Source organism: Paenilisteria newyorkensis (genome assembly GCF_000766145.1).
GTDB lineage: Bacteria > Bacillota > Bacilli > Lactobacillales > Listeriaceae > Listeria_A > Listeria_A newyorkensis.
The window spans coordinates 461,971-479,903 of record NZ_JNFB01000012.1; the positions used below are offsets into that span (position 1 = coordinate 461,971).

18 protein-coding genes are annotated in these 17,933 nt (G+C 44.0%); 11 read left to right on the forward strand and 7 right to left on the reverse strand.

What is annotated here, in order from left to right; translation table 11 throughout:
• Positions 1 to 31: 31 nt before the first annotated feature.
• From yjbH to EP58_RS06820, 3 genes are all read right to left on the reverse strand, one after another.
• Entirely contained in the window at positions 32 to 835 is an 804-nt protein-coding gene (gene yjbH / locus EP58_RS06810) for a protease adaptor protein YjbH (protein WP_036091474.1), read from the reverse strand.
• Between the two features lie 276 nt (positions 836 to 1,111).
• The gene (locus EP58_RS06815) at positions 1,112 to 1,693 is read right to left on the reverse strand and encodes a CYTH domain-containing protein (protein ID WP_036091476.1); all 582 of its coding nucleotides are present in this window, start codon (positions 1,691 to 1,693) and stop codon (positions 1,112 to 1,114) included.
• A 20-nt stretch (positions 1,694 to 1,713) separates the two neighbouring features.
• Positions 1,714 to 2,196, reverse strand: a complete 483-nt coding sequence (locus tag EP58_RS06820) for a tetratricopeptide repeat protein (protein WP_036091478.1) — start codon at positions 2,194 to 2,196, stop codon at positions 1,714 to 1,716.
• A gap of 166 nt (positions 2,197 to 2,362) precedes the next feature.
• Between EP58_RS06820 and yjbM the strand changes: the two genes are divergently transcribed.
• The 4 genes from yjbM to fabI all read left to right on the forward strand — a co-directional run bounded on the left by yjbM (position 2,363) and on the right by fabI (position 5,887).
• On the forward strand, positions 2,363 to 3,025 hold the full coding sequence (gene yjbM / locus EP58_RS06825) for a GTP diphosphokinase (protein WP_036091480.1): 663 nt from the start codon (positions 2,363 to 2,365) through the stop codon (positions 3,023 to 3,025).
• Positions 3,026 to 3,054: 29 nt separating this feature from the next.
• On the forward strand, positions 3,055 to 3,846 hold the full coding sequence (locus EP58_RS06830; protein WP_036091482.1) for an NAD kinase: 792 nt from the start codon (positions 3,055 to 3,057) through the stop codon (positions 3,844 to 3,846).
• A gap of 288 nt (positions 3,847 to 4,134) precedes the next feature.
• On the forward strand, positions 4,135 to 5,025 hold the full coding sequence (locus tag EP58_RS06835) for an RluA family pseudouridine synthase (RefSeq protein ID WP_036091485.1): 891 nt from the start codon (positions 4,135 to 4,137) through the stop codon (positions 5,023 to 5,025).
• Between the two features lie 73 nt (positions 5,026 to 5,098).
• Positions 5,099 to 5,887 (forward strand): enoyl-ACP reductase FabI, encoded by a 789-nt coding sequence (gene fabI / locus EP58_RS06840; protein WP_036091487.1) that lies wholly within the window; start codon positions 5,099 to 5,101, stop codon positions 5,885 to 5,887.
• A gap of 225 nt (positions 5,888 to 6,112) precedes the next feature.
• Here the strand turns inward: fabI and EP58_RS06845 are convergent, their stop codons facing one another.
• From EP58_RS06845 to EP58_RS06855, 3 genes are all read right to left on the reverse strand, one after another.
• Positions 6,113 to 8,263 carry an ATP-dependent Clp protease ATP-binding subunit gene (locus EP58_RS06845; RefSeq protein WP_036091488.1) on the reverse strand — a complete coding sequence of 717 codons (2,151 nt, stop codon included), beginning with the start codon at positions 8,261 to 8,263 and terminating at the stop codon, positions 6,113 to 6,115.
• A 143-nt stretch (positions 8,264 to 8,406) separates the two neighbouring features.
• Positions 8,407 to 8,838, reverse strand: a complete 432-nt coding sequence (locus EP58_RS06850; protein ID WP_036091491.1) for a GNAT family N-acetyltransferase — start codon at positions 8,836 to 8,838, stop codon at positions 8,407 to 8,409.
• A gap of 15 nt (positions 8,839 to 8,853) precedes the next feature.
• Complete coding sequence (locus tag EP58_RS06855; protein WP_036091493.1) at positions 8,854 to 9,603, reverse strand: alpha/beta hydrolase; 750 nt, start codon at positions 9,601 to 9,603, stop codon at positions 8,854 to 8,856.
• Between the two features lie 237 nt (positions 9,604 to 9,840).
• Between EP58_RS06855 and EP58_RS06860 the strand changes: the two genes are divergently transcribed.
• Together EP58_RS06860 and EP58_RS17495 are read left to right on the forward strand one after the other, a co-directional pair.
• Positions 9,841 to 10,863, forward strand: coding sequence for a branched-chain amino acid aminotransferase (locus EP58_RS06860; RefSeq protein ID WP_036091495.1), 1,023 nt, complete (start codon positions 9,841 to 9,843; stop codon positions 10,861 to 10,863).
• A gap of 55 nt (positions 10,864 to 10,918) precedes the next feature.
• Positions 10,919 to 11,107, forward strand: coding sequence for a hypothetical protein (locus EP58_RS17495; RefSeq protein ID WP_059140536.1), 189 nt, complete (start codon positions 10,919 to 10,921; stop codon positions 11,105 to 11,107).
• 50 nt (positions 11,108 to 11,157) lie between these two features.
• Here the strand turns inward: EP58_RS17495 and EP58_RS06870 are convergent, their stop codons facing one another.
• Complete coding sequence (locus EP58_RS06870; protein WP_036091499.1) at positions 11,158 to 12,633, reverse strand: LM6179_1298 family efflux MFS transporter; 1,476 nt, start codon at positions 12,631 to 12,633, stop codon at positions 11,158 to 11,160.
• 132 nt (positions 12,634 to 12,765) lie between these two features.
• Between EP58_RS06870 and EP58_RS06875 the strand changes: the two genes are divergently transcribed.
• The 5 genes from EP58_RS06875 to EP58_RS16975 all read left to right on the forward strand — a co-directional run bounded on the left by EP58_RS06875 (position 12,766) and on the right by EP58_RS16975 (position 17,851).
• Positions 12,766 to 13,818, forward strand: coding sequence for a M42 family metallopeptidase (locus EP58_RS06875; RefSeq protein ID WP_036091501.1), 1,053 nt, complete (start codon positions 12,766 to 12,768; stop codon positions 13,816 to 13,818).
• A 12-nt stretch (positions 13,819 to 13,830) separates the two neighbouring features.
• Entirely contained in the window at positions 13,831 to 14,304 is a 474-nt protein-coding gene (locus EP58_RS06880; RefSeq protein ID WP_036091502.1) for a glutathione peroxidase, read from the forward strand.
• Positions 14,305 to 14,460: 156 nt separating this feature from the next.
• Complete coding sequence (locus tag EP58_RS06885; protein WP_036091504.1) at positions 14,461 to 15,003, forward strand: NfeD family membrane protein; 543 nt, start codon at positions 14,461 to 14,463, stop codon at positions 15,001 to 15,003.
• 75 nt (positions 15,004 to 15,078) lie between these two features.
• Complete coding sequence (locus EP58_RS06890) at positions 15,079 to 16,623, forward strand: flotillin family protein (RefSeq protein ID WP_373862720.1); 1,545 nt, start codon at positions 15,079 to 15,081, stop codon at positions 16,621 to 16,623.
• A 142-nt stretch (positions 16,624 to 16,765) separates the two neighbouring features.
• Entirely contained in the window at positions 16,766 to 17,851 is a 1,086-nt protein-coding gene (locus EP58_RS16975) for a S8 family serine peptidase (RefSeq protein ID WP_052165005.1), read from the forward strand.
• The last annotated feature ends 82 nt before the right edge of the window (positions 17,852 to 17,933 follow it).

The window sequence follows — 17,933 nt, forward strand, 5'->3', positions numbered from 1 at the left end:
TCCAGAAAGTGGGATAGGCGAGGATTATTTTTTATAAGGCAACGTATTTCCAAAGTGTCTGACCATCTTTTGAGTCAACCATCGTTACTTTTTGCTGTAAACGCCACTTCTTCATTTGACGTTCGACTTGTTTTTCTGGTAAAGCATATAAATTCGCTATTTCCTTCGTTGTCGAAATCTGGACTTCTTCCATGTATTCCTCAAGCGTCGGCGTTTCTTTTGGTTCTGGGAAATGATTGAGCAGTTCCGAAAGAATGTGCACGTAGACATCATAACGATGCAAGCCACTAATCTTCAAACCTTCGTCCTCAATATTCCGATTGAAAAAGACAACGGTCGGATTCTCATCAATTTCCATTTCATGCGCTACTTTCTGGTCGCCGATATAGGCCCGTTTGGCAAGATTGGATTGCAAGTCACTTTTGAACTCCATCAAATCAAGGCCAACTATTTTGGCGGTTTCGTATAGAACGCTCGATTCAGAAATATCTTTTTCGTCGATGAAATGGGATTCTTGGAGTTTGCGCAAGAAATCAATGCCTTGTTTCTTCCCTTGAAGTTCCGCAGCTTTCACCGCTAAACAGGAAATATAAGACATATGTGCCATTTCAGGTTGGGGAATCGTGCAGGCATTTCGCTTTTGCCGATTCATCACCGTTTGTAGGTTATTATGCAGGACATAGCGCAACTTAAAGTAGTTGCCATATTCCATCTGCAACCTCCGTATCGTATGTTCCATGTTCCAGCAATCCGTACAAGCCGGGTCGAAAAATAGATAAATCTCAATAGGCTTGCTATTACAGACCGATTGAAGATATAAATTTTGGTTTATCATTGCTATCACCTGTTTTTCAGATTCTAATCTCTCTCTTGATTAGACAAAGTATATGCGAATGGATCCATTTTTTCTCGGGAGGTTTGCCGGATATGTCATGACATCATTCATACTACCATAACTATATTTTAGCAGTGGAAGGTTAAATTAACAAATGATTGCAATCAAAAAAGCAAAACTTCCTTACCCAAATTTGACGAAACCGTAACATTTCGCATACATTACGATTTTGGCGTCTACCAGTGAACGCGTTAACATCCAGTGATAGCAATGACTTTATTTCTCTTTGTAAACAGCTTCATAAAAACGTAATATTTTATTCTTTGTCGGACGCTGCGGAATCTCTCGCTCCTCTAAAAAACGATGAAATATCACTTTTCCTTTTTCAAAATCGGCAACTTCGTATTCTAATTCGAAATCATGCGTGTCACTATAGAAGCTTTTATCGAAAACGAGCAACCCTTTTTTGTATTCTTTTTCGGCGCGGGTGGTTGTTAGCGAACCGAACATGACGAGGTCTTCGTGGTCGATGCTAAGCGTATGTAACGCGTCACGAACTTGACCAACAGGGATATTTGCACCGTCTAAAATCGCTGTGACTTGTTCTTCCGCTAAGATTTGTGTCGTTTCGAGTAGGCCGATTTGCTCCGGTGTTTTTAAGGTAAGTTCGTAATGTAATTCTCGTTTTCGGATTCTTAAAGCGGCGAGGCGATCCTTCAACTGGAAATCAGCGGTATCGAAGTAATAATTGGTTTGCGTGAAAAAATCAGATTCCTCTAAACGGAATTCATGCACTAATAAATCGTATTCGCTAGCAGTCAGCATGTTTTTAAATTCAATTTCTAATTCTTGGCTCATGGATAAGCACTCCTTTTTTATTAATCCCAGACTGCATCTAAATCTTCTGAGTAGTTGATAATCGCTTTTTTGTAAGCAATAATGGTTGGATCACTCGATGTTTCGCCGATAATCTTGATTGCAAGCTGCATCGCTTCTTTGTAATTCTGCTCGTTATAAAGGGCCATACTTGCAAAAACAGTAATTGCCTGATTTTCTGGAAAGGCAACGCGCGCTTTTTGAAAAGTTTCGCTAGCTTTTGCATAATTACCAATGGCGCGATACGTGCTGCCAAGACCAATGTAAGCGTCGGCTAAATCATGTTCGGGAAGTCCGATTTCGAGTGCTTTTTCATAGTAGGAAATGGCTTCGGTCTCATCGCTTAAACCGTCGCAACTCCAGGCGGCATAGTAGTTTAAGAGGGCATTGTCGGGCGCTGTTAGCAAGGCATTTTTGGCGGATTCTTTGGCATCTTGATACTGTCCATTTTCGAGTAACGCAAGAATTTCTGTTGTTTTCATCATCGTTTTCCTCCTAGGATTGTGTATTCCTTCATTTTAACACAAGTTGGCAGAATACATGAAATCAAAAAAGATAGATGTAAATAGGAGAGAAAGGCGTGCGAATATGCTAAAATAGAAGGCGAGCAAGTTTATCACATAATGAAAATCGACATATGAGGTGAGTGTTTTGAATCATTGGGAAGATTTTTTAGCGCCATATAAACAAGCAGTGGAAGAACTGAAAATTAAATTAAAAGGGATGCGTTCGCAATTCCAGCTTGCAAATAACCATTCGCCGATTGAGTTCGTGACCGGCCGTGTGAAGCCAGTTTCGAGTATTTTGGATAAGGCGAACAAGAAGGATATCCCACTGGACAGACTCGTCGAAGAAATGCAGGATATTGCGGGGCTTCGGATGATGTGCCAGTTTGTGGATGATATTAATGTAGTCGTGTCGCTCCTTCGTCAACGCAACGACTTTCGAATTATTGAAGAGCGCGATTATATTACGAATAAGAAACCAAGCGGCTACCGTTCGTACCATGTGGTGATTGAGTATCCGGTTGAGACGGTGCAAGGCGAGCGAAAAATCTTAGCGGAGATTCAAATCCGAACGCTGGCGATGAATTTTTGGGCGACGATTGAGCACTCGCTGAACTATAAATATCAAGGTGAATTTCCAGAGGACATCAATGTTCGATTGAAACGCGCGGCTGAGGCGGCTTTTCGGTTGGATGAAGAGATGAGCGAGATTCGTGAGGAAGTACAGGAAGCGCAAGTGTACTTTACAAAAAATAAAGAGGTGCCAAAAGACAAGAACGCGAATCATCATACATTACCGAAAAATTAGATCGCGTAGAGGATAGGGGAGAAGTAATGATGAAGTATGCAGTCACTTCTAGAGGGGATGAGAAGTCCAATCTATTACGGCTCAAAATGATCGGCTATTTTGATGATTTTGATATGGTATATGATGAATCGGAGCCTGAGATTGTGATTTCTATCGGCGGAGATGGCACATTATTGGCGGCTTTTCATGATTATCAACACCGATTGGACAAGGTAACATTCGTCGGCATTCACACAGGCCATTTAGGATTTTATGCTGACTGGCGCCCGTCTGAGGCCGAAAAACTGGTTTTTGCGATTGTCGAAGGGAAATACGATACAGCGGCTTATCCACTTTTGAAAACGACAATCAAATATGGTGGGAATAAAGAGAAGATTTATTTAGCCTTGAATGAATCCACTGTCAAAAGTTCCGGTGGCCCGTTCGTTGTCGATGTCTCGATTAATGACGCCCACTTTGAGCGATTTCGAGGCGATGGCTTGTGTATGTCGACGCCTTCTGGGACTACCGCATACAACAAAGCGCTCGGTGGTGCGTTGATGCATCCATCGATTGAAGCGATGCAGTTGACCGAGATGGCATCGATTAATAACCGCGTGTACCGGACGATTGGCTCGCCACTCATTTTACCAAAACATCATTCGGTGACGTTGAAGCCGGTGAACGATAAGGATTTTCAGGTATCGATGGATCATTTGAGCATTCTACATCGCGATGTCCGCGAAATCCGCTATGACGTCGCACAACAAAAAGTGATGTTTGCACGTTTCCGATCGTTTCCGTTTTGGAAGAGAGTACACGACTCGTTTATTGAGGAATAGATGATATGCGGAGTAAATCGGCGGCAAGCGTTCGCATTCAACCGAGTCGGCGGATTTCCGGTTCTCACGTACACGAGTACGCTCCGCTTCCGGCTTCCACCGACTCGGTTGAATACAAACGCTTTCGCTCGATTTGTTGGTAGCAGAATTTAGAACTTATCCAATAGGGATAAGTTCTAAACATAAACATAAACATAAACATAAACATAAACATAAACATAAACATAAACATAAACATAAACATAAACATAAACATAAACAGTGACACAGAACATGTGAGGTATAAATATGTATTTAGAATGGAATGTCGCGGCGGATGAGGAGAATCTGATGCTGCGTACTTTTTTGCGAGGGAAATTTGTTTCGAAATTGTTGCTGACGTCGGTGAAATTTTCGGAGGATGGTAAGATTGAGGTCAATGGGAAAGAGGAGAATGTGCTTTATCGTGTGAAAACGGGGGATCATGTTCGGATTACTTTTCCGAAAGAGCAGGAGAATGAGCTGCTGATCGCGGAATATGGCGAGCTGCCGATTGTTTTTGAGGATGATTTTATTTTGGTGTTGGATAAGCCGGCTGGGATGACGAGTATTCCGTCGCAGTATCATCCGAGTGGTTCGGTCGCGAATCACTTGAAGGGGCATTATCTGAAAAATAAAATCGATTCGGCGATTCATATTGTGACGCGGCTCGATAAGGAGACGTCAGGCTTGATGCTGATTGCGAAGACGCGTTATGCGCACGGCAGGCTTAGTACGCTGCATCAGGCGGGGCATGTGACGCGTAAATATCAGGCGCTTGTTTCGGGGAATATGGAGACGCGGTCGGGGAGTATTATCGCGCCAATTGGTCGAAATCCGGAAAGTTTGATTGAGCGTGCGGTCGTTGCGGACGGCAAATATGCAAGGACGAACTATGAAGTTTTGGCGAGTTATCCAACATTCGATCATGTGAAAATTCAACTGGAAACGGGGCGGACGCATCAAATCCGTGTTCATTTTGCACATGTTGGGCACCCGCTTGTCGGCGATAGCATGTACGGCGGCCCGACAGAATTAGTGCAGCGCCATGCTCTACATTCCTGCCATCTTGAGCTAATCCACCCATTCACCGAAGAAAAAATGGCTTGGGACAGCGAATTAGCGAGCGATTTGGCGGCAATTTTGACAGAGCATAAATAATAACGGTTTTAAAATAGCAAGCATTCGTGTAAAATGAACATAAGCGCGTAATTTGAAGGAGGAAATGAAACAGATGAATTTATCTTTAGAGGGAAAAAACTATGTCGTGATGGGCGTAGCGAATAAAAGAAGTATTGCATGGGCGATTGCCCGTTCGTTAAATGAAGCAGGAGCAAATCTGATTTTTACATACGCCGATGATCGTTCGAAGCGTAGTATCGAGGAACTGGTGGCTTCTTTGAATGAGAACAATCAAAATCCGCTTATCATAGCATGTGACGTGAATAAAGAAGAGGCGATTGTCGCGACTTTTGAAACGATTAAGGCGAAGGTTGGCCAAATTTCAGGGATTGCGCATTGTATCGCGTTTGCTAATAAAGACTTTTTGGCGGGCGATTATTTGGAAGTCAATCGTGAAAGTTTCTTGCAGGCGCATGAAGTTAGTGCGTACTCATTCACGGCGATTGCGCGTACGGCGAAGCATTTGGAAATGTTAACAGACGATGCGAGTTTAGTGACATTGACATACCTTGGCGGCGAGCGTGTCGTGAAAAATTACAACATCATGGGCGTTGCAAAAGCAGCACTTGACGCAAGCGTGAAATATTTAGCGATGGATCTTGGGAAGCACGGCGTTCGTGTTAACGCGATTTCAGCTGGCCCAATCCGTACCGTTTCCGCACGTGGCGTTGGTAGCTTCAGTGAATCGCTAGCAGTAGTAGAAGAAAAAGCACCATTAAAACGCGCAACACAAGCCGAAGAAGTCGGCGATACAGCGTTATTCCTATTCAGTGGCTTATCTCGCGGCGTGACCGGCGAAATGATCCATGTGGATAGTGGTTATCACATTATCGGATTCTAAAAGAAGATAGAGCATTGGCAAGATAAATCGGCGACAAGCGTTCGCATTCAGGAGATTCGGCGGACTTCCGGTTCTCATGTACAGTCGTACACTCCGCTTCCGGGTTCCACCGAATCTCCTGAATACAAACGCTTTCGCTCGATTTGTTTAAAGCAGAATTCGTGTCTTATCCAAAGAAAATAGAACACAAAAAAGCGCCTTGAAAAATTCTCAAGGCGCTTTTTATTATGCTTTGGCTTGGACAGAAATCACGTCATCTTCTAGAACGGCAACTAGTGCTTTTGCTTCGGGTTGCTCAATCATGAAGTCAGCAATCGCGTCTTCTAGTTGTGATTGAATCGTTCTGCGTAATGGTCTTGCTCCGAAATTAGGATCGTAACCAATCTCGGCAAGTTTTTCTTTCACTGCTGTGTCTACCACCAAATCGATTTCTTGTGGTGCCAACATATCATTCAAATCAGCGAGCATCAAGTCCACGATAACGAGGAGATGTTCTTTATCCAAGCTTTGGAACGTCACAATGGCATCCAACCGATTCAAAAATTCAGGCTTGAAGTAATCGCCCAGTTTATCGAGGATTTCGGACTCTTTTTTCACGGCTTCAGCAGCGGTTGTCGCGAACCCAACGGAAGCTTCAGATAGCGTCGCACCAGCGTTACTTGTCATAATAATCACGGTATCTTTGAAGCTCACCGTACGACCTTGACTATCCGTTAAACGTCCATCCTCTAAAATTTGCAGGAACATGTGCTGCACGTCAGGATGGGCTTTTTCCATTTCGTCGAGCAAAATAATGCTGTACGGGTTGCGGCGAACTTTCTCCGTTAACTGGCCCGCTTCTTCATGACCAACGTAGCCAGGAGGGGAACCGATGAGTTTGGAAACGCTATGTTTTTCCATGTATTCACTCATATCTAGACGAATCATCGCGTCCTCGGAACCGAACATTTCAGAAGCAAGCGTCCGGCCAAGTTCTGTTTTTCCGACACCGGTTGGACCGACAAACAAGAAGGAACCGATAGGCCGATCTTTTTGCTTCAATCCAACGCGGCTACGGCGAATCGCTTTCGCTACTTTGGTAACAGCTTCTTCTTGACCGATGACCTTAGATTTCAAATTCGCTTCGAGGTTCTTCATCTTAGATTGCTCGTCTTCTTGCAAACGACCGACTGGAATACCTGTTTTTTCTTCAATCAAGGCTTGAATATCAGCCGCATGAATCGTTGGTATATCGGACGGAGTGCCTTCTGCTTTGCGCTCTTTCAGTTTTGTAATTTCATCTCGAACCGACGCAGCTTCTTCATAATTTTCATTGCGAAGCGCGGCATCTTTTTGCTCCTCTAATTTAATAATGCGCTCATTAATCGTATTCGGATCGATGTGCTCCAATGTTAAATTATATTTAGAACCAATTTCATCCATCAAATCAATCGCTTTATCTGGCAAATGGCGATCTTGAATATAGCGGTCGCTCAGTTTCGCAGCCGCCTCGATCGCATCTTGCGCATAATGCACGTGGTGGAATTCTTCATATTTCGGCTGTAAACCAGCTAAAATTGTAAGCGTTTCGTCAATCGTAGGCTCATCAACGAGTACCGGCTGGAATCGACGCTCGAGCGCGGCATCTTTTTCGATTTTGCGGTATTCTTTCAGGGTAGTAGCGCCAATCATTTGAAGTTCGCCACGAGCAAGCGCGGGTTTCAAAATGTTTCCGGCGTCCATCGAACCTTCCGCAGAGCCAGCTCCGACAATTGTATGCACCTCATCGATAAACAAAATCGTGTTTTCATCGGCTTGCAATTCGCTAATCAGTTGTTTCATGCGCTCTTCGAATTGTCCGCGAATCCCCGTATTGGAAACGAGGGAAGCAACGTCGAGCAAAATAACTTCCTTGTTTTGGAGTTTTGCAGGGACATTCCCAGCCACAATCGCATTGGCTAAACCTTCAACGACCGCCGTTTTACCAACACCAGGTTCCCCGATAAGCACCGGATTATTTTTATTGCGCCGATTTAAAATTTCAATCATGCGTTGAATTTCCTCATCACGGCCGATGACAGGATCAAGCTTCGCATCCCGAGCCATCGCCGTTAAATTCGTACCATATTCATCTAACAAACCACCGCGTCCGCCGCCAGCCGTTTGTGTTTTCACAGCTGTTTTGCGTTCCGGCTGCGCCTTTTGTTGACCACCAGCGATATTCGCAAAGAAATCATCCATTTGCGAGTAAAAATCATTTTGTCCACGAGGCGTTCCAGCAGATGCTCGGAATTGCGCGTAGCAATCAGGACACAACGGCATCTCCATTTTCTGACCATTCATGCTCATATATAGTTGAATTGTAGCTTCGTTTTGATTACAATTTTGACATTTCATTTGAAAACCTCCCATAAGTTTTGAGATTAGGTCTGACTTTGACTTTATTTGACCTTATGTCATTATTATACTCTGACCAATATTGACTTTCAACTATTTTGCTCAAAAAAAGAATCCCCGCTAAGGAATTCTCATGGTCATTATTATAATCGTTTCTGCATATCTTTATGCTCAATTCCTGCATCCATAAAAATATCAGAACACACTTCGTAGCCCAACTTCTCGTAAAACGGAATCGCTGTTGTTTGCGCGCCAAGCTTCAATAAAGTAACGTTTTGCGCGCGTGCTTCTTGCTCGATGGCTTCGATAATACGGCGGCCACTTCCTTTTTTGCGGGCCACTTTGCGAGCACAGATACGTTCTACTTTTCCGTATTCAGGCAATGCGCGGAATCGTCCAGTGGCAAGCGCCGTGCCATCCTCGTCGTAATCCACAAACATAACGGTTGAAGCCAGCGCGTCGAACTCGTCCCACTCTAACTCCGGATCCACTTTTTGCTCGAGGACAAATACCTCATTTCGAATGTCAAATGCATCTTGTTTCCCTTTTTTATCTATTACTTGCTTTACTGCCATGCTCCTTATTCCTCCTTAAACGGTCATATCTTCTGTTTCAAATTGCTCTTTATCTAACATAAATTGTAGCGCTTCTTTGACGAATGGTTGCCAGTACTTCCAGCGATGCTTGCCTTCAAACTCTTGGAAATAATACTCAAAACCGCGCGCCTCTAAAATGCGATGGAGTGCCAAATTCGGCTCTAGAAAATTCGCTACATCATTATCCGTCGTAGGAACCTCTGTTTCTTCACTACCAATCACGTGGAAAATTTTAACGAGTGCGGGGTTTGCTTTATTCGCAAGTTCCATCAGCTCATCCGTCACCAGTGGCGAATGCAAAATCGCGTTACCAAACGTGTGCGGATATTTCAAGGCAGCTTTCAAGGATACACTGGCACCAAGGGAATCACCCATCAAGAAACGACTTGCTCCCATATGATAGGTCGGAAAGTTAGCTTCAATGTAAGGCACGAGTTCATGCGCCAAAAAGCGAATATAGGCTTCGTTTTGCGCCCCATTAGGATGGTACTTCGCGCGTCGATCTTCCACTGTTTTGTAAGGAATCCCAACAAAAATGGCTTCCTGAATCTGCTTGCTCTCCGCTAATTCATCCGCGAAACGCGCTAACTTGCCAAACTGGAAATAGTCTTTGCCATCTTGTACTAAGAAAAAAGGGTACTTTGAAAGCGGCGAAAACGTTGGCGGTAAATAAATTAATAAGTCCAATTCCTCGTTTAAAACATTACTCCAAATCTTTTGTTCCAACATTTTTGCATCTGCCATTTGTGTAGTCCCCCTTCTTTATTCATTGTCCGAATTATTAGATAATAACTTGTGAGTAAGACAATGCAACCATATTTCGATAACGTATTTACATTCTACCACAAAATGAAATCAATGGGGAAACTTTTGCTTAAATAATCAGTTTTTTTTCAAAAGATTGCGTGTCTTTTTTCAAATCGCGCAGAGTTATGATATAATGAACAAATCAAATAATAGAAGAAAAAGGGTGGGAATCGCATGAGTAGTAAGGATATTGATTGGAGCACACTTGGTTTTGAATATATTAAAACGGATTTGCGCTATGTGTCTATTTGGGAAAATGGCAAGTGGGATGAGGGGACATTAACAGAAGATAATGTCGTGCATATCGCAGAAGGCTCTACGGCGATTCACTACGGACAGCAGTGTTTTGAAGGCTTGAAGGCATATCGTTGTAAAGATGGATCGATTAATTTATTCCGTCCAGATCAGAATGCAAAACGGATGAAGCGCAGTTGTGATCGGTTATTGATGCCAGAATTTCCTGAGGATCGCTTTATTGAGGCGTGTAAACAGGTGGTGGCGGCAAACGAAGATTACATGCCGCCATACGGTTCAGGCGGAACGATGTATTTGCGCCCTTATTTAATCGGAATTGGCGATAATCTAGGAGTTCGGACGGCACCTAAGTTCATGTTTTCTGTCTTTTGTTGCCCAGTTGGTCCTTATTTCAAAGGTGGTTTAAATCCGACGAACTTCATTATTTCCGAGTACGATCGCGCGGCGCCAAACGGTACCGGAGCGGCAAAAGTTGGCGGTAACTACGCAGCCAGCCTCTATCCAGGAAAAATTGCGAAAGATCGCGAGTTCAGCGATTGCATTTACTTGGATCCAGCGACGCACAAAAAAATTGAAGAAGTAGGAGCGGCGAATTTCTTCGGTATTACAAAAGATAACCGTTTTGTGACGCCATTCTCGCCATCTATTTTGCCAAGTATTACGAAATATTCGTTGCTTTATTTGGCGGAGCATCGTTTAGGCATGAAGGCCGAGGAAAGCGATGTCTATATAGATAAATTGGACGAGTTCACGGAGGCCGGAGCATGTGGTACGGCCGCTGTTATTTCGCCAATTGGTGGGATTCAGAATGGGGATGATTTCCATGTGTTTTATAGTGAGACAGAAGTTGGGCCAGTAACGAAGCAATTATATGACGAGCTTTGCGGCATCCAATTTGGCGATGTAGAAGCGCCTGAAGGTTGGATTTATAAGGTGAAGTAAGTTGTTAGTGAGAATAGTGTCTTTAAGTTTTGCCATATTGAGTATGCTAGCTTGGATGCCGAATATTGTATTTCAAATGGCGTCACTATGGTTTTTAATGAGTATCCCATTCGCGGTAATTGGTTTTTGTTTTGCGATGGCGGTTAAATCGAAAGGCTTGATTATTGCCAATGTTGTCATGTTTTTTAGCATTCCGATTGTGATATATGGCATGTATATATTGGAGTGGATTGAATCTATATGAAAAAAGCGCTACAAAATCTGAACCTAGATTTTGTAGCGCTTCTTTTTTGCTTAATTCCCCGAAACGTGTTTTTTCGGTAATATAAAATGAATCGCGTAGCTGAGTAGGCAGCAGGCGAACATGGCCCAGAATACCATGTGGAGTCCGCTGTATAGCACGTCTCGCAGTGGTTCAATCAGGGCGGGATCAACGTTTCCAGATGTTTGTGGACTGATAAGCTGATTCAAATTATCTCGATTCACGCCAGTTGCGGCATCCTTAAATCCATTCGCCAAAACGGAGTTGAAAATCGTTCCAAATACAGCGACACCAATCGTTTGGCCGACTGTTCGGAATAGCGTATTGGAAGCCGTCGCGATTCCTGTCTGATCTTTTCGCACGGCGTCTTGAACGGTGACGGTTGTCGTCGTGAAGATAATTCCGAATCCAAAGCCCATCAAGGCGCTGTCAAGATAGAAATACAGGTCCGGCGTCGTACTCGGAAACAGGGCTAAGAAAAGTCCGCTGACCGTCGCGATAATCACGCCAAGCCCAACCGTGTGGCGATTCCCAATGGACATGAGGAGCCGTCCGCCGATAAAGGAACCGATAATCCAGCTCACCGACAGCGGTGCAATCATCAGACCGGCAATCATGGCGCCGTGCCCCATCATGCCTTGCGCCCACATTGGAATGTACACGTTGATGCCAATCAAAAACGCGCTCACCAGGAAGCCGATCAAGTTTCCAATCAGCACGACTGGATTTTTAAATAAAACAAACGGCATGATTGGGTCCTGCGCTCGTTTTTCGGCGTAGTAAAAACCGATGAATAGTGCCACGGAAACGAGGAGTAACACAATGATGAGTGGTTCTAGCCAATTTAGCGTCTCGCCAGCGCGTTGCAAAGCGAATAATAGGCTCAAAAGCGCGACGGTGAATAGTGTTGTTCCTAAGTAATCGATCGGTAGTTTGACGCGGACGAGATGTTCTTTTAAGTACATTGAAATCAAGATAATCGTGGCGATTCCAACAGGTACATTGATGAAGAAAATCCAATGCCAGGATAGCTGGTCGACTAAAAAACCACCAAGTAATGGTCCAAAAACCCCAGCGATTCCCCATGCGGCACCCATGAAACCAAGCACTTTTGCACGTTTTTCGAAAGGGTATACATCGGCGATAATCGTCATCGTTGTCGGTAAAATTCCGCCTGCTCCGATTCCTTGGATTGCCCTAAAAATAATTAACTGCTCCATCGTTTGCGCAAAGCCACAAAGCGAGGAACCAATAATGAAAATAACGGTCGCGATGATAAATATTTTTTTGCGGCCGAATAAATCGGATAATTTTCCGTAAATTGGGACAGTAACGGCCGAAGTAAGGAGGTAAATCGAGAAAATCCAGTTCATCAGCTCGATGCCATGTAAGGCGCTTACAATCGTAGGCATCGCCGTACTAACAATCGTTCCCTCAATCGCGGCCATAAAAGTAGCCACAAAAACAGCAATCGTGACGGCTGTTCTTTTTGTATTCGTTGTTTCCATTTTGATAAAAACTCCTTTCACACATCGTTAAAATTATAACATAACTCGAAATGAAAAAGCAGGATAGCCGTCATTATTTTGAAAAAGAGGTATAATGGAACATGAGAAGAAAGTGTGAGGAGGAATGGAAGCATGGCGTTTGAACCAAATACGTTAGAGACGATGCGTTTGATCAAGGATTTGACATCGATACCGAGCCCGACTGGGAACACGGAGCAGGTACTGGCCTTCGTCGAAAATTACTTAAAAGAGGTGGGAATCGCGAGTACGCGAAATAATAAAGGCGCGTTACTTGTTCGCATTCCTGGAAAAGATGACACGAAACAGCGGATGTTGACGGCGCACGTGGATACGCTTGGTGCGATGATTAAAGAAGTGAAAGCAGACGGTCGTTTGGCGATTAACCTGATTGGCGGATACCGCTTTAACGCGATTGAAGGCGAGTACTGTACGATTGAAACGAGCGATGGCAAGCGGTACACAGGAACTATTTTGATGCACCAGACGTCGGTTCACGTGTATCAAGATGCTGGAACGGCCGCGCGTGACGCGAAAAACATTGAAATTCGCTTGGATGCTAAAGTGTTTAACCGCGAAGACGTGGCTAAACTTGGCATCGGTGTCGGCGATTTTGTTTCCCTTGACCCACGCGTGGAAATTATCAACGAGGAGTTCATTAAATCGCGTCATTTGGACGACAAAGCGAGCGTTGCGATTTTGCTAACACTTTTGAAAAAATTACAACAAGACGGCGCGGAGTTACCGTATACAACGAACTTTTTGATTTCAAATAACGAAGAAATTGGCTACGGCGGGAATTCGAATATCCCACCAGAAACCATTGAATACCTAGCTATCGACATGGGCGCGCTCGGAGATGGCCAAGCATCCGATGAGTACACCGTTTCGATTTGTGCCAAAGACGGTAGCGGCCCGTATCACTACGGTTTGCGGAAAAATCTAGTCCAGCTTTGCGAGGAGAATGGTATCGATTATAAAGTCGATATTTATCCATTTTACAGTTCCGATGCGAGTGCGGCGATCAAGGCCGGTTTTGACATTGTGCACGGCCTAATTGGTCCAGGAATCGACGCGAGTCATGCGTACGAGCGGACACACCGCGATTCTTTATACCACACAGAGAAATTAGTGTACGCGTATTTATTTTCTGAAATAGTGAAATAGGAGGAGAAGACTATGTCCATTTTTGAATTAGAACAAGAAACGCTTCACGGTGAAAAAGTATCGCTAGATCAGTATAAAGGTGAGGTTGTGGTCGTTGTGAATACAGCGAGCAAATGCGGTTTTACCCCACAATATGAGGAATTGGAAAAACTGTATCAGGAATATAAGGACAAGGGATTCACCGTTTTAGGATTCCCATCCGATAGTTTTATGAACCAAGAACTCGATACAGCTGGTGAAATCGAGGAATTTTGCAAAATTAATTACGGCGTGACCTTCCCACTTTTCGCGAAGTCCAAAGTACGAGGCTCCGATATCAACCCCGTCTTTGAAATCCTGACGAAGCAGAAAAAAGGCTTGCTAGGCGGCGGAATCAAATGGAATTTCACGAAGTTCCTGCTAGACCGCGATGGCAATGTCGTCGAACGCTTCGCACCAAAAGACAGCCCACTTGAAATGAAAGCAAAAATCGAAGCACTATTATAGTAAATTCTGAGTCGAATCTTCCATGGTTCGGCTTTTTTAGTTGTTTTTTCTACTGATTTATTTGGAAGGTGCTCAAAACTTAGCTTGTTAGTGAGGGGAGTATTTGGTAAGATAGTAATGAGGCTATAGTGCTTGTATTGGAATGGAGGTATGATGATGACACTATTTGGATATCCAATCGAGACGGTGTATTTCACAGTGCTGGTGGTTGTCGGGATTATTATTTTGATCGATGTTTTGACAGCGCTTATATTTTCTGTTGGGATGATCAGTTTTGTGCTGGATTTACTACCAATTCCGGGTTCTGTTTTACTTTATTTTCTGGGATTCGCATCGGCGACGGGATATTGTGGCGAGAGGTATACGTCCTTTTCCAGTCTGAGTATTCTGATTGTGGCGATTGTAGTGGGGATTGCTTTTTCATCGATTCTTTACTTCGGAATTCTCCTGCCGCTTTCGAAAAAGAGTGATTCGATTGCGTATGAGACGAAGGATTTAGAGGGGAAGGTCGCGAAAGTGATTACACCTGTTCCAAAAGACGGTTTTGGCGAAGTGATTGTCGAAATGAATGCCGGCAATATTTCCAAGGCTGCCAAAAGTGATGAAAATGAGCCAATCGGACGGGATGAAACGGTGTTGATTATCGATGCCACGGATTCTTTCGTGACGGTTGTGCCGTATGAGCCATTTTTGAAATAAAGAGGGCCTCGTTTTAAAAACAGAGACGACAAGGAGGAATTACTAAAAATGGATTTACTGACGAATGGTGTGACAATGATCGTGATTATTGCGGTCGCGATTCTGGTATTGTTTTTAATCGTATTTATTACGAAATACAAAACAGTTGGGCCAGATGAGGCGTTGATTGTTTCGGGGAGTTATTTAGGTAGAAAGAATGTTTTCACAGATGAGGGCGGCAAACGGGTGAAAATTGTGCGCGGTGGCGGTACGTTTGTGATGCCGGTTTTCCAGCAGTCTTCACCGCTAAGCTTATTGTCGAGCAAGTTGGAAGTGCGGACGCCAGAAATCTACACGGAGCAAGGTGTTCCAGTAACGGCAGACGGGACGGCAATCATCAAAATTGGTGGTTCCATTTCAGAAATCGCGACGGCAGCCGAGCAATTTTTAGGAAAAACAACGCAGGAGCGTGAAAATGAAGCGATTGAGGTCGTGGAAGGGCATCTGCGTGCGATTCTAGGTTCGATGACCGTGGAAGAAATCTATAAAAACCGCGATAAATTTTCCCAAGAGGTGCAAGGTGTTGCGACGCAGGATTTGTCGAAAATGGGACTTATTATCGTATCGTTTACGCTGAAAGAAGTGCGCGACAACAATGGTTATTTGGATGCATTAGGGAAGCCGCGGATTGCGCAAGTGAAGCGTGATGCGGATGTTGCCGAAGCCGAAGCGACAAAAGAAACTCGGATGAAACGTGCGGAGGCAGAGAAAGAAGCGACGCGTGCAGAACTCGAGCGCAAGACCGAAATCGCAGAAGCTGAGAAGCAAAACCAATTGAAAGTCGCGGAATACCGTAGCGAGCAAGAAACGGCGAAAGCGATTGCCGATCAGGCGTATGACTTGGAATCCGCCCGTTCGAAACAAGAGGTTATCGAACAACAAATGCAAGTGCAAATCATCGAGCGTGAGAAGCAAATCGAATTGGAAGATCGCGAAATTAAGCGTCGCGAACGTCAATATGACGCCGAAGTGAAGAAAAAAGCAGATGCTGATCGTTACTCGATTGAGCAAGCCGCGGCAGCCCGTAAGAGTCAAGAGTACGCAGAGGCCGAAGCGAATCAATACAGAATCGAAACGCTTGCAAAAGCCGAAGCCGAGCAAGTACGCGTGCAAGGTATCGCAAAAGCTGACGCCGAACGCGCGCAAGGTACAGCAGCAGCCGAAGTTATTAAACTGCAAGGTCTTGCCGAAGCCGAAGCGAAACGCAAAATTGCCGAAGCATACGAGTTGTATGGCCAAGCTGCGATGCTCGATATGATCGTGAGCATGCTTCCTGAGTACGCGAAACAAGTGGCGGCTCCGATGGGGAACATCGATTCGATTACAGTTGTGGACACTGGTAGCAGCGAAAGTGGCGGTGGCGCGAATAAAGTCAGCGGCTATGCAACCAATTTGATGGCGACAGCGCAAGAAAGTTTAAAAGCAACGACTGGCCTTGATATCCGCGAATTGTTGGAGAATTTCTCTGGCAAAGGAAATGTGAAGAGTAGCATTGAAGATTTGACGGATGCCGTAAAGTCGAAGAAACCAGTGAAAGTTGTTGAGGTGGAAACGCCTAGTGAGAAGGTAGAGGAAGTTTAATAAAGATAATGACCAGATGCGGTGATCAAATGGATCGCTGCGTCTGTTTTTTTGCGAGTACACAAAATGAGTTTTTAATTGTATTTGAACTCTTATTGTGTTTATGATAAGTTTAAAGTATTATGCACAAGAAAGGAACAATATGTTTAGATTAAAACCTTTTGCCATAGTCATTCTTATCATTATTTTACTAGGTCAAGTTATTTTTGCTAAGGAAAGTTTTGCTACAGTCCACGTCAATCAAGAAGTAAATCAATTGGACGAGGCTGGTAGTGTGAATAAATATCATACGGAAGGCATTACTGGAAAAGGGATCAAGATTGCCATTTTAGATACAGGTGTTGATTTAAAGAATGAGGATATTACATTTAAAAAAGGAATTAATTTCACATCGGGTGAAGTGACTGATTTTGCTGATAGAAATGGGCATGGAACGAAAATTGCGGGGATTATTGGCGCGCGTAAAAATGGGGAGGGACTCATCGGAATCGCGCCGGAATCCGACCTTTATATTTGTAAGGTCGCTAATGATAGTGGAAAAGTTAGCTTTGATGGGCTCATGAAAGGATTAGACTGGGCAGTGGAGCAAGAAGTGGATATTATCAATATTAGCTTGGAGTTTGGAGATGGAGATAAGGCATTAAAGAAAGCGATAGATAGGGCAATAAATCAACATATTATCGTCATTGCATCATCTGGAAATATTCGAGCAAAAGGCGATATGTTTAAAGCTTATCCGGGTGCATATCCTGACGTGATTTCTGTGGGTATGCTGAATCTGCAGGGGGAAATATACGCGGCTGAATTTAAGGAAAAGAAAGTGGATATTTACGCGCCAGGGGAGGATTTGACTAGTACTTACTTCGATAATAAGTTGACACTCGATACTGGTGTTTCCTATGCGACGGCTTACGCTTCTGGTTTTGCAGCACTTGTTGTAGAGGGGAAGCGAGCGGATGGAGATGTGGTTAATCGGGAGACTATTATTAAAACGATGAAAGCTGACTTAAATCAGGGAATCGATGGTGCGCCGTGGTATATTTACACAGGGGTTGTTCTAAATATGGTTACGATTGGCGGGTTGCTGATTCTTGGAGTCTATAGCGTGATGTATTATCGCAAAACGATACCGAGACAATGGCCAGTTCGGATGATTTGGACGATTTTGATGATCATGATAACGCTGAATATAGCTGGCAGGTTAACGGTGTATTTTTTAAGTAAATAAGATTTTTCCCAGATGTGGTGTTCGCTGCGTCTGGTTTTTTGGTCTGTTAAAACGAGTGAAGAAAAGTCTGAATTATAGGGGG